Here is a 13470-nt window from a genome sequence, read left to right as displayed (position 1 = left end):
TTAATAGATTAATTTATAAATAGATCATGGCTTGCAATGTAATGGTATTGATGGTGTTGAACGTAGCATATTTCAGAGATTGAAATTCTAACGTTAATTTTGAATTATGGCCGCTGAAATAAGCATTGGCGCCAATTCCAAATTGATTTGCAGAATCATCTAAAACATCAATTTGACGATTGTCATAAGATACATACGGCTGGATACGGGTTTTAGATTCTCCCGGAATAACATACCCTACATGACCGTGAACTAGAGAGCCGGTTTCGTATGTAGTTCCTAATCTAAAATTTTCGCCATAATCTGTTTTTTGAAACATACCATAAGCGGTTATGGCACCTCCTTTAGTGCCAACTGGGACATCGTAAAAAGCATCCAGAGCAAAAATGTTTACATTTTCACCACTTATATTTCCCGAAGCATCCGCTACGACTGCACCATTAGGATGGGAAAAAAAACCGGCTCCAATATTAAATATTTTTTGTGTTCCTAAATAGGATCCTACTTTATAGGGCAAAACATTACTTTCGGTATCAAAAAGGCTGTATTCAAAATAACCAGCAAAGGTTTTTCCGGCAGCTTTTGAACCCAATAACCTTCTGCCGGTATAGGTGGCGGCTCCATCATTAGTAGGCACAACTAATTGTTCTAAATTATTATTTGAGGCTTCATTCACAGAAACGCGATACTGTAACTTTCCAACGGTTCCTTTTGCATAAACCCCAATATGTCTGGCAAATTGATCCGATAAACCCAGCGTAGCCCAGCCTTGACGCGTATTGTCTAAGGTCATTAAGTTCAAAGTTCCTTGGTTGTTCATTCTGGAGATTCCGTTCCAATAATGCAGCCCTGCTCCCACGGCATTATTTGCGCCCACACTGTACTGTGCCCATGCATCATGAAGAAAAAATTGTGGGCCATCACCAAGTCCGGTTGGCGTCATTGAATTAGCATTTAAACTATTCAATCCAACATGAGTGACTATCAGAAAGTCTTTATTAATTTGTGCTAACAATAATACTCTGGATCTCCTAACGCTAAAATCGAGATCGCCTTGTTGGTTTCCATTGGCATCTAAAGGGCGATCCGAATTGTATTGGGACCAAATTTGAGCCCAGGAAATCACCCTTAGATATTTTGTTCCTTCGTCATTTAAATCGAATTTCATCCCAGCCCCATAATCTGGAGAACCTTGTGAAAAACCTTTTAAAGAGAAGAGCAATACGAAAGCTATCAAATACGTTTTTTTCATAATAAATTAGAATTTAAGGCGTTAAAAAATATTCTTGCAACAATGCTAAAGTCCAATTTTATATTTAGTATAAAAATATATGGTATATATATAAGTTAAATACTATAGTTTTTATTTAAATTAAAGCCTGAATGCACCGGAATAGATAAGTATGTTTGTGGTTGATACATGCCTGACAAGAACAAAAATGGATTGGTTTTTGACGAAGCGTATTCAATCAAAATTCTAAAAATCAATGTTTTAAATTATTTTTATTTGTAATTATATTTTTTTCAGGAATTTAACCGCTATTGGTTCAGCGGGAACAACACGATTCTTGCCTTGTTTTAAAATCAATACGATTTCTTAAATTAGGAATGCTTTTGTTGTATTAAAAAAGAGTAATAAGGGAAATGCAGTGGTTGTTTTATAAATATTTCTCAAATAAAATTTATTAGTATCTTTCTGTTTTTTGTATTGCTTACAGAGCTTAAGCTATGTGTAACTATTTTTTTTAAAGAAGAAAAGGTTCGTGTGTATATAAATTTTGCATAACTATAGTAAATTTGCAATTATCCAAAAAACGAATTATGTAAAAAATAACATATATTTTTATATTATTCTGTTTTATATTCAGTTAATTATCTTAATGAACGACGATATAATAGATTTTTTGCTTAATAATCACATATTGACTGTATCTTGAATTATTTTTATTTTTTAACTAAAACGATAAAACGACTAGGATTTTAATATAATTTTTGTCTTTTTGTATAAATCTAATTTATTTATCATAAATAAAAAACTGCTTTTGAAGAGGCAAATCGGATGCATCCTTTGATAGGAATCTATCCGAAACGAATAGTGCCAGTTTTATAAAAGGCGATTGATGAAAAGGAGTTAAAAATGATGCGCTTTATTGCAACTGTACAACGCCAATTGATTCCGATTCCGAATGAAAAAAGACAGATGTTTAAAAATATAAATGCTGTTGCCGAGTTGAACGAATTGAATACCAATTTATCCCAGTTAAAATGAAAAATTCCAATACACCAAAATTGACAATCGTAGGGGCAGGTCCCGGAGATGTAGAGTTAATTACTTTGAAAGCGATCAAAGCATTAGAAAGTGCCGCTGTTGTTTTGTATGACTCCCTTGTAAATGAGGAATTGTTGCAATATGCGTCGAATGCCGAAATTATTTTTGTGGGGAAACGTGTTGGTTGTCACGCCTACAGTCAAGATCAAATTAATGAGTTGATTGTATCGATGGCAAAACGTTTTGGTCATGTCGTCCGGTTGAAAGGTGGCGATCCATTTGTTTTTGGAAGAGGAAGCGAAGAGATTGAATATGCTGAAAAATTTGATTTGGAAACCGCAATTGTTCCCGGAATTTCATCGGCTTTAGGTGTCCCGGCGTCTAACGGAATCAGTTTGACACAGCGAAAAATTGCCGAAAGTTTTTGGGTAATCACCGGAACTACTTCGAATCATAAATTATCTAAAGATGTGGCTTTGGCATCGCAATCCGCGGCAACGGTGGTTATTTTGATGGGAATGAATAAATTAGACGAAATTATTTCGATTTATCAAAACAACAGAACCGATGATTTACCGGTTGCCATCATTCAGAACGGAACAAAAGACACGGAGAAAAAAGTGGTGGGAACCATCAATTCTATTGTGAAATTGGTTCAAGAACACCAACTTTCGTCACCTGCAATTATTGTCATTGGAGAAGTAGTGCGAAATGCTTCAAAACTAACGGCTTATTTTCAAGAGAAGAAAGTAGAAGATATACCTGTTTCTGATAAAGAAATAGTTGAAAACAGTACTTTTACGGGGAATAAAAATAGGTTGTAGTATAAATATCATAAAGTAACCGAGTCGAAGGTCTTAAAGGCGAAAGTCATAAAGTCCGTTGTCGATAGCGATTGTCTTTAATGATTGTCTTAAACATTTTAAAGTACAAAAATAATTAAAAAGTAGTTCGTAGTTTCTATAATTAGTCGTTATCAGATTTAACCTGAAACTTTAAACATTTAAAAAAAAATGGTTGATATCACACATAAAATAAGTACGCTTCGTACAGCAACCGCAAAGGCCACAGTAATTGTGAGTCTTCAAGCCACAATTGACGCCGTTATAAATAATCTGGTTCCCAAAGGAAACGTACTGGAAATGGCTAAAACGGCTGGTTTATTTGCCGTGAAAAACACGCATTTATCCATTCCGGATTGTCATCCTATTCCAATTGAATTTACATCGGTGGAATATGAAATTAACGAATTACGCATTGATATTATTTTCAACGTGAAAACGGTTTACAAAACCGGAGTTGAGGTAGAGGCGATGCACGGTGCTTCGATTGTGGCGCTTACGATGTATGACATGCTGAAACCAATTGACAAAAATATCGAGATTTCAACCATTAAATTAATCAGTAAGGAAGGCGGAAAATCGTCTTTCAAAAATAGATTTCCATCCGCAATTAAAGCGGCGGTTTTCGTTTGTTCCGATTCTATTTTTGCGGGAGATAAACAAGATCGTTCCGGAAAAATAATCGTTGAAAAATTGGAAATTAGCGGTGTAGAAACGACGCATTACGAAATCATACCGGATGAAATTGATGTGATTCAGGAGCGGACTAAAGCTTTTGCCAAAGAAAATCAATTAATCATTTTTACAGGAGGAACCGGGCTTTCGCCAAGAGATGTCACCCCGCAAGCACTGGAGCCTTTATTAGAAACCCGAATTCTGGGAATTGAGGAAGCCATACGCAGTTATGGGCAACAACGCATGCCGTATTCCATGCTTTCCAGAACAGTCGCGGGAACTTTAGGGAATTCGTTGGTATTGGCTTTGCCAGGTTCAACCAATGGCGCAAAGGAATCTATGGATGCGATATTTCCTCATGTGCTGCATGTTTTTCATATTTTGAAAGGCAATAATCATGATATCAAATAAGGCTGTTTTAACAGATGATTTTGGACGTAAACACAACTATTTGCGTATTTCTCTAATTGAGAAATGCAATTTGCGTTGTGCCTAGTGCATGCCAGATGATGGAATTGTAGTACCTCCAAAAGCGAGCCTGATGACGACTGACGAAATTCAAGCAATCGCCAGCTAGCGCGAGCATCCCGCTCGTGCCCATAATCAAATACTTCAATTAGTTGAACCCCGTTCCCCGTTCGCTCAGATACCCACAATCGTTAGCGCAGAATTGTATTCTGTGCCCACAAACGACGGCAGGCAAAAAAGCCAAAAAAAGCTACATCCATAAAACAGAATAACTTTTTTTGTGCCTAAAGATTGATTGAGAAGCAGTTTTGTCAGGTTAGTTTTGGTTGTTAATTGAAGTATGCTTGAGAATAGCTATTTAAAACAATGCAGAACAGGAATAAGACGTTAACGGTTATTTTTTTCATTTTAGTTAGATTTAGGTATCCAAGCATTAATTTTATTTTCTAATATCGCTAAAGGCATTACACCGGATTCCAATACTTTTTCATGGAATTTTTTAATATCAAATTTAGCACCCATTTTTGTTTCGGCTTTTTTACGTAATTCTAGAATCTTCAACTGACCAATTTTATAGGATAAAGCCTGTCCAGGGATGGCCATATACCGCTCTATTTCTGGAATAATACTAGCTTCACTTTCGGCCTCATTTGCTAATGAATATTGGATGGCTTGCGCTCTAGTCCAGCCTTTGGAGTGCAGTCCAGTGTCAACTACTAGTCGCACTGCGCGGTGCATTTCATTGCCCAGCATTCCAAAGTATTGATACGGATCTTGATACAATCCCAGTTCTTTTCCTAAGCTTTCCGTGTACAAAGCCCAACCCTCACCATAAGCGCCAAACCAATTGAATTTTCTGAAGTCAGGAAGATTTTCGTTTTCCTGCTGCAAGGATATTTGGAAATGGTGCCCAGGAACGGCTTCATGCAAAAACAAATCTTCATCGCCGTACATATTATAATTCGCTACATCAGGTATCGGAACATAGAAAATGCCTGGGCTCGAACCATCAGCAGTTCCTTGATTGTACTCGGCGCTAGCCGTTTTTTCTCTAAAGGCTTCTGTTCTTCTGATTTCAAACTTCGTCTTGGGTTGGAGTGCGAATAATTTATCTACATTCGGTTTGATTCGGGTATAAATGCTTTGAAAATTGGCTATAACCTCTTCTGGTTTTGTAAATGGTTTTAATTCTTTTTTGTTTCTAACCACTTCAAAGAATTCTAATAAAGTGCCTTTGAAACCTACTTGCGTTTTTACCTTTTCCATTTCGGCGTTCAATCGTGCGACTTCTTTTAATCCCAGTTCGTGAATTTGTTCGGGAGTCATATCAGTAGTGGTCCATTGTTTTACATACGTGGCATATAACTCTTTTCCAAAAGGCAAACTTCCTATTCCGCTGGTAGCTCTGGAAGCAGGAAGATATTCTTTATTCAGGAAATCGGCCATTTTCTTGTATTGCGGAATCAATTTGTTGTTGATGGTTGCGGTATATTTTGCGGTTAACTCGTTTTTGATTCTGTCAGGAAAAGTAGTAGGCAGGAGTATTATAGAAGAATAAAACAAATTGTCTTCGATTTTAGGTGTAGCCATTTCTGCAAATTGTGGAATCAGTTTTACCGTTAATGATTTTGGTAAAACAACCCCTTTTGCCATTCCTTTTTTCATATACACCATTGCTGAATCGATCCAGACAGCATATTTGTCCATTCTTTTTAGGAAATTGGTGTAATCTTGTTCTGTCTTAAATGGTTGTGCACCGGTTCCTCCCGCAAATTGTCCCATGGTTAGATGTGTTCCCCAAAATTGATGTACCGGCAGCAAATTTGTCGGTTGTTTTAATAAATCTTTCCCGATTTCAACTTCCCATTTGATGATTTCGTAACTGTTTTTTTCCTCTTCGGATAAGTCTTCAATAGCAAATCCTTTTAAGGCAGTTTGGTATTTGTCAAAGAAAGCTTCTTGTGATTTTCTAAAACTGTCCGTCATTTCAAACTGCAGTTGGTCGTTGTATTGGTTTTGACCACTTTGGGTCGCATCCAGAGGATTCATAGCATTTTTGTCGTCAAAATAATTTTCTGTCAGACTGCTAAAGTCTTGTTTTTTTTCTTCCGATTTACAATTAAGTAGCAATAATGAAGTGGTTACGGAAAGTAAAAGAGTGGTTATTTTTTTCATAATTATATTTGGTAATAGATTGAGCTAATTTATTGTTTTTTTTTCAAATTCAAATGTAAGGATAGTTTTTCGTTTGTAAAAATATCTTTATTTGTCATAAAATTTAGTTAACGCGCCATCGTACAGTTTGTTTTTAGTAGATTTCTGCTAAATTTACTTTTTTAATTAATCACACCTAAATGAGAAAAAAATCCTTTTTTATTTTGTTAGTTATCGGAAATATGCTAACAATTGAAGCACAAGAAAAACAAGAAAACACTAGTATGAATCCATTTTTTCAGGCTTACGACACGCCGTTTAATGTGCCGCCTTTCGATAAAATTAAAAACGAACATTTTAAGCCCGCGATTTTAGAGGGAATTAGTGCCCATCAAGCGGAGGTTAATGCTGTTGCAAATAATACGCAACCCGCTACTTTTGAGAATACGATTCTTGCCATGGAAAATGCAGGGGAATTATTATCGAATGTGAATACGGTTTTTTCTAATCTGAATTCGGCGAATACCAATAAAGAGATTCAGAATATTGCCAAAGAAATGGCACCAAATCTTTCCGCGCACAGAGATAATATTTACCTGAACGAGAAATTATTCGCAAAAGTAAAAACGCTTTGGGACAAAAAAGAAACTTTGGGACTGAATTTAGAACAGGCTAAAATTTTGGATAATGCGTACAAAGATTTCGTTCGTAGTGGAGCCAATTTATCAAATGCTGACAAGGAAATATTGCGTAAAATAAACGGAGATCTTTCGCTGACCAGTTTAAAGTATGGACAGAATATTTTGGCGGAGACTAATTCATACGAGTTGGTTGTTGATACCAAAAAAGATTTGTCCGGATTGCCACAAGGATTAATTGATGCTGCTGCTGTTGATGCCAAAGCAAAAGGCAAAGAAGGAAAATGGGTTTTTACCCTTTCTAATTCCAGTGTGATGCCATTTCTGCAATACAGTTCTAATCGAGAATTGCGCAAGCAAATTTGGAATGCCTACCAGACTAGAGGTAATCAAGATAATGAATTTGACAATAAAAAGAATGCAATAGCATTAGCAAATCTTCGTGGGCAAAAAGCACGATTATTAGGGTATAAATCACATTCTAATTATGTCTTGGAAGAATCAATGGCTAAAACTCCCGAAAATGTGAATAAGCTATTGAATGATTTGTGGAAACCAGCTTTGGAAATTGCTAAAACGGAAGCTGCCGATATTCAGAAAATGATGGCTAAAGAAGGAATTAAAGGTGCCGTACAGCCGTATGACTGGAGGTATTACACGGAGAAAATTAGAAAAGAACGTTTTGATTTAGACGAAGAAGAATTAAAGCCGTATTTCAGTTTAGAAAATGTTAGAAAAGGCGTTTTTCAAGTAACCGAAAAGCTTTACGGGCTTCAGTTTAAAGTATTGACGGATGTTCCAAAATACCATGAAGATGTTACCGTTTGGGAAGTGACTGAGAAAGACGGAACCCATTTGGGTGTTTTATACATGGACTTTCATCCGCGTGAATCCAAACGAGGCGGTGCATGGATGACCTCGTACAGAACTCAAAAAACGGTTGACGGAAAACGCGTGGCTCCAGTAGTTTCTATTGTTTGTAATTTTACTAAACCATCAGCGAATGCCCCAGCACTTTTGACATTTGATGAGGTTACGACTTTCTTTCACGAGTTTGGACATTCTTTACACGGAATGCTGTCTAATGTTACCTATAAAAGTTTAGCAGGAACAAGTGTTCCAAGAGATTTTGTAGAACTTCCTTCTCAAATTATGGAGAATTGGGCAGCTGAACCAGAGGTCTTAAAAATGTATGCAAAGCATTATAAAACTGGGGAAGTGATTCCAGAAACATTGGTGAATAAATTAAAAAAAGCAGGGACTTTTGACCAAGGTTTTACTACAACAGAATATCTAGCAGCTTCTTTATTGGATTTAGAATACCATTCTCAAACCAAAGACATTACCGTTGATGCAAACGCTTTCGAAAAAGCAGCAATGACAAAAATTGGTTTGATTCCATCTATTATTCCAAGATACCGAAGTACGTATTTCAGTCATATATTTTCTGGAGGATATTCTTCCGGATATTACAGTTATATATGGTCAGGAGTTTTAGATACGGATGCTTTTGAAGCGTTCAAAACAACTACTTTGTTCAATCCTGAAAAAGCCAAATTATTCCGTGAGAATGTTTTGGAAAAAGGAGGGACAGAAGATCCGATGGTTTTGTACAAACGTTTCCGCGGTGCGGAGCCAAGTATTGAACCGCTGTTGAGAAAACGTGGTTTGGACAAAAAAGAAGAAGTATTTAAAAAGATAAAAGGATAAAATAATTTTGTTCTAAAGCAAAAACCCTACAATACAAATAATGTGTTGTAGGGTTTTTTATTGTCCTTCAAAAAAGGCTTATCCGTGATACACTCTGGAAGCAATTATTTTACCTTCTCTGATATCTAATACTTCTGCTACCAGTAAATCTTCTTCACCGGCTACCGTTCGTATGTATTCCATAAAAACGCGGTCACCATTTGCGGTAAGCGATTTTACATTGTAATTCAAACTCGGCAAACGTTCAAAAGTATCTTTCCACCATTCTCGCAAGGCTTCTTTGCCGGTGACAAAACCGTTGCTTTCGGGTTTGAATATTTTTAGTTTTGGACTAAAATGCACAGCATCGTCATCATACAAAGACAATAGTTTTTCTAATTCTTTATTGTTGAAAGTTTCAAACCATTTAAAAGCTATAGATTGTAATTTTTCTGGCATCATACTAATTTTAATTTGCATTTTTAATTAAAAAAATCCCGTTTTGCTACGCAAAAGGGATTTAATTTTATAATTTCAAAGAAATATTAAACGTTCTTCAAATTGATAATTTCTTGTTCAGTAAGCAATCTCCAGTTTCCTCTTGGTAAATTCTTTTTAGTCAAACCAGCAAAAGCAACTCTGTCAATACGCAACACATCATAACTGAAATGTTCAAAAATATTACGAACCACTTTCACGTTAGCGGATCTCAACTGTAATCCAATTTCACTTTTCGCTTCTCCGTCAATGTAGCTTACATCTTCCACAAAAACACGGTGTCCGTCAAGAGTCAGTCCTTTGTTTATTTTTTCTAAATCCTCAAATTTCAAGTTTTTATCTAATGAAACTTGGTAGATTTTAGATGATTTTTGACTTGGTAACGTAAATTTACGAATCATATCCGTATCATTCGTAAACAATAGTAAACCAGTTGTATTCTTGTCCATTCTCCCAATAGCGCCAATTTTTGCTGTTGTAGAGCCTTTTACTAGTTCCAGTACATTACGATATTCCTGACCTTCGTCCATCGCAGTAGTAAAGTTTTTTGGTTTGTTCAATAAGATGTATACTTTTTTCTCCGGTGTCAAAGTGGCTCCGTCAAAATTTACTACGTCTCCCGGTTTTACCATATATCCCATTTCGATAACGGGAATTCCATTTACTTTTACAGTTCCGGATTGAATGTAAATATCCGCATCACGACGCGAGCATGCCCCAGAATTGGCGATGTATTTATTCAAACGGATTTCGTCTTTTACCTTTGGTCTTTTAGGAGCTTGATTTGGTTTTTTTTCTACTTTATCCGTATCGACAGCTACAACTTTAGTATTTATTTTAACTTTTTTTGGCCCTTGTGCCCGTTTTTGCATCGCAGGTTTTGGCTTGTTAGAACTTGGTCTTGAACTATTTGTTCTAGCACCACTTCCTTTATTGTTGCCTTGCTTATTATTCATAATATTCCTTAATTTGCGCAAAGATAGTATTTATATAATTGAGAATCAATAGATGGCAATTATAAAAAAGGTAACTGGCTTGTTAATAAGCGAATTAAAAAAAAATTAAATTCGCTTTTTAGAGCTGGCTCTCGATTTCTACTGTTCCCCCTTTTCTTTTTAAAACAAAAAAAATCTAGTCATCTTGCTATTTTCATAAGTTGTTTTTGTTCGTTTTATCAGGAATGAAATAGTGAAATACTGCCGCAATAAAGCGCTAATTGTACTATTAGATGCAATCTTTCTGGGATATTTCAAGCAGTTATTAATGCGCTTCCAGCCAGTCTTTGCCAGTACCAAGATCTACTTCTAGTGGAACATTTAACTTGAAAGCATGTTCCATTTCATATTTTATCATCGGTTTGATTTTTTCGAGTTCATCATTATGCACATCAAACACAAGCTCATCATGAACCTGTAGCAACATTTTACTTTTCCAATTTTCAGAGGTTAGTTTTCCGTGAATATTAATCATTGCAATTTTGATGATATCAGCAGCACTGCCTTGAATTGGTGCGTTTACCGCATTTCGTTCTGCGCCACCTCGAACAATGGCGTTTTGAGAATTAATATCTTTCAAATAACGACGACGGCCCAGGATGGTTTGCACATAGCCGTTCTCTCTTGCAAAATCTATTTGTTCCTGAATATAAGACTTTAATCTTGGATAGGTTTGGTAATACGCTTCAATCAAATCAGCACTCTCTTTACGAGATAAGTTAGTTTGATTGCTCAATCCAAAAGCCGAAACACCATATATAATTCCGAAATTGACCGTTTTGGCATGACTTCGTTGCTCGCGAGTCACTTCTTCCAGCGGAACATTAAAGACTTTTGAAGCAGTAGATTTGTGAATGTCTTCGTGATTCTGAAAGGCTTTGATCATGTTTTCTTCACCGCTTAATGCAGCAATTACCCGCAATTCTATTTGGGAATAATCTGCAGAAACCAATGTGTAATTTTCATCTCGTGCCACAAATGCTTTCCGGATTTGTCGGCCACGTTCGGTTCGAATCGGGATGTTTTGTAAGTTGGGATTATTCGAACTCAATCGTCCTGTTGCCGCAACGGTTTGCATATAATCGGTGTGTATGCGGTTCGTGATTTTGTCAACTTGGTTGGGTAAAGCATCAACATACGTGTTTTGCAGCTTTATCAATTGTCGCCAATCCAGAATGTCTTTTACAATTGGGTTTTCAGCGGCTAAATAGCTTAAGATTTCCTCTCCGGTTGCGTATTGACCGGTTTTGGTTTTCTTTTGTTTGGCTCCTCCAATTTTCAATTTGTCAAATAATACATCGCCCAGTTGTTTTGGGGAAGCGAGATTGAATTTTTCACCGGCAGTTTCATAAATATTTGCTTCCAGTATCTTTATATCATCATCCAAGGTTTTCGACAGGGATTTCAAGAAATCGACATCTACGCGGATTCCTTCTTTTTCCATAGCGGCCAAAACAGGTACCAATGGAATTTCGATTTCCTCAAAAAGTTTTTTGGTGCCGGTTTTGTCTAATTCTAAAGTGAATATTTCCTTGAGTTGCAAAGTTACATCAGCGTCTTCAACCGCATATTCTTTGATTTCTTCCAGTTCAACGTCGCGCATTGATTTCTGGTTTTTCCCTTTTTTTCCAATTAAAGTTTCAATAGATTGCGGGGAATATTTTAAATATGTTTCTGCCAAAATATCCATATTATGACGCATATCCGGATTGATTAGATAATGTGCAATCATGGTATCGAATAGTTTTCCTTTTACGGTAACCTTGTAATTAGAGAGTATCTTTAAATCGTATTTTAAATTCTGACCAATTTTCTCGATGTTTTCATTTTCGAAAAAAGGAATGAATTTCTCGATTAAAACTTGTGCTTCCTCTTGATTTTCCGGAAAAGGAACATAGAATCCTTTTCCTTTTTCGAAAGAAAACGAAATCCCCACTAATTCGGCATGCAAAGCATCTAGACCAGTTGTTTCGGTGTCAAAACATACTGAAGCTTGTTTTTGTAAATTTTGCAACAGCAACTTCAGCCCTAAATCCCCTTGGATTATCTGATACGAATGTTCTGTATTTGCTAATGAACTATAATATTGATGGCGTGTTTCTTCTGATGAATCTTCCTGAATGGCACTTCCAAAAAGATCAAACTGTTCTTCAGTTTTAGGTTGTGTTTTTTTATATAATTTAGTTTCATCAACCGGGTTATTGGCTGTCGCAGTCGCTCCTTTTTTGAATATAGCGTCAAACTGCTCTGCCATTCGGCGGAATTCTAACTCGTTGAACAGTGCGTCTGTTTTTTCGACATCAGGAGTGGATAATTCATAGTCCGTTTCATCAAAAATAACGGGACAATCCAGTAAAATTGTGGCTAAGGTTTTAGATAATAATCCTTTTTCCTTGTTCGCCTCAATGTTCTCTTTCATTTTTCCTTTCAGCTTATCCGTATTAGCTAAAAGATTTTCCATGGTTCCAAATTCTTTTAGAAACTTCTTTGCAGTGACTTCGCCTACTCCGGGAAGTCCTGGAATATTATCCGCTGCATCACCCATCATTCCAAGGAAATCGATTACCTGATCCGGACGTTCAATTTCAAATTTTGCCAAAACCTCAGGAATTCCCCAGATCTCTATTCCATTCCCCATTCGGGCAGGTTTGTACATAAATATGTTTTCAGAAACAAGTTGTGCAAAATCCTTATCCGGGGTGACCATAAAAACTTTATAATTTTGTTTTTCGGCTTGTTTGGCAATGGTCCCAATTAGGTCATCAGCCTCATAGCCTTTGACTTCTATTATAGGAATATGCATGGCTTTCAGTAAATCTTGGATATAAGGAATAGCAATTTTTATGGCTTCCGGAGTAGCATCACGATGGGCTTTGTATTCCGGGAAGATGTCATTTCTCAACTGGCTGCCACCATTGTCAAAAGCAACGGCTAAATGATCTGGTTTTTCTCTTTTTATAACATCCATCAATGAATTCATAAAACCCATAATGGCGGATGTATCCATTCCTTTAGAATTGATCCGTGGATTTTTTATAAAAGCATAATAGCCTCTGAAGATTAAGGCATAGGCATCAAGAAGAAACAGGCGTTTTTGTTGTGACATGAATTGTGATTTTTGTAAAGTTTTCAAAAGTACAAAACTTGTCAGATAAAGGCATGAAATATTTCTTCAAATCAATTTCACTATGTTTTTTAAAATAAAATAGGAGAAACAGGGGCTTAGGTGCAGCGATTTTATA

Annotated in this window: 9 protein-coding genes; 4 read left to right on the top strand and 5 right to left on the bottom strand. The window is 36.3% G+C overall.

Features of this window, described 5'->3' with window-relative positions:
* Positions 1-13 precede the first annotated feature (13 nt).
* A complete protein-coding gene (locus tag EKL99_RS10675; RefSeq protein ID WP_126576929.1) occupies positions 14-1252 on the bottom strand; it encodes a hypothetical protein in 1239 nt (412 codons plus the stop codon).
* An 885-nt stretch (positions 1253-2137) separates the two neighbouring features.
* On the opposite strand from EKL99_RS10675, the gene EKL99_RS14795 reads away from it, so the two are divergent.
* The 3 genes from EKL99_RS14795 to moaCB all read left to right on the top strand — a co-directional run bounded on the left by EKL99_RS14795 (position 2138) and on the right by moaCB (position 4197).
* On the top strand, positions 2138-2269 hold the full coding sequence (locus tag EKL99_RS14795) for a hypothetical protein (protein WP_255416412.1): 132 nt from the start codon (positions 2138-2140) through the stop codon (positions 2267-2269).
* Positions 2266-3093, top strand: a complete 828-nt coding sequence (cobA, locus tag EKL99_RS10670) for a uroporphyrinogen-III C-methyltransferase (protein ID WP_126576928.1) — start codon at positions 2266-2268, stop codon at positions 3091-3093. Before EKL99_RS14795 ends, cobA begins: the two co-directional genes overlap by 4 nt.
* Positions 3094-3282: 189 nt before the next feature.
* Complete coding sequence (gene moaCB / locus EKL99_RS10665) at positions 3283-4197, top strand: bifunctional molybdenum cofactor biosynthesis protein MoaC/MoaB (protein WP_126576927.1); 915 nt, start codon at positions 3283-3285, stop codon at positions 4195-4197.
* 465 nt (positions 4198-4662) lie between these two features.
* Here moaCB and EKL99_RS10655 read toward each other — a convergent pair whose 3' ends face one another.
* Positions 4663-6429: a DUF885 family protein gene (locus EKL99_RS10655; RefSeq protein ID WP_126576926.1), complete on the bottom strand. Its 1767-nt coding sequence runs from the start codon at positions 6427-6429 to the stop codon at positions 4663-4665.
* 179 nt (positions 6430-6608) lie between these two features.
* Here EKL99_RS10655 and EKL99_RS10650 point away from each other — a divergent pair, with 179 nt between their 5' ends.
* Positions 6609-8756 carry a M3 family metallopeptidase gene (locus tag EKL99_RS10650; RefSeq protein ID WP_126576925.1) on the top strand — a complete coding sequence of 716 codons (2148 nt, stop codon included), beginning with the start codon at positions 6609-6611 and terminating at the stop codon, positions 8754-8756.
* Positions 8757-8834: 78 nt separating this feature from the next.
* Here EKL99_RS10650 and EKL99_RS10645 read toward each other — a convergent pair whose 3' ends face one another.
* The 3 genes from EKL99_RS10645 to polA form a co-directional block, all read right to left on the bottom strand.
* Entirely contained in the window at positions 8835-9215 is a 381-nt protein-coding gene (locus EKL99_RS10645) for a nuclear transport factor 2 family protein (RefSeq protein ID WP_231507426.1), read from the bottom strand.
* A gap of 65 nt (positions 9216-9280) precedes the next feature.
* Complete coding sequence (locus EKL99_RS10640) at positions 9281-10189, bottom strand: pseudouridine synthase (RefSeq protein WP_126458390.1); 909 nt, start codon at positions 10187-10189, stop codon at positions 9281-9283.
* 304 nt (positions 10190-10493) lie between these two features.
* Positions 10494-13334: a DNA polymerase I gene (gene polA / locus EKL99_RS10635; RefSeq protein ID WP_126576924.1), complete on the bottom strand. Its 2841-nt coding sequence runs from the start codon at positions 13332-13334 to the stop codon at positions 10494-10496.
* Positions 13335-13470: the final 136 nt, after the last annotated feature.

It is taken from the genome of Flavobacterium sp. ZB4P23 (assembly GCF_003970375.1).
Taxonomy (GTDB): domain Bacteria; phylum Bacteroidota; class Bacteroidia; order Flavobacteriales; family Flavobacteriaceae; genus Flavobacterium.
This window is presented reverse-complemented; position numbering and strand designations above follow the sequence as displayed.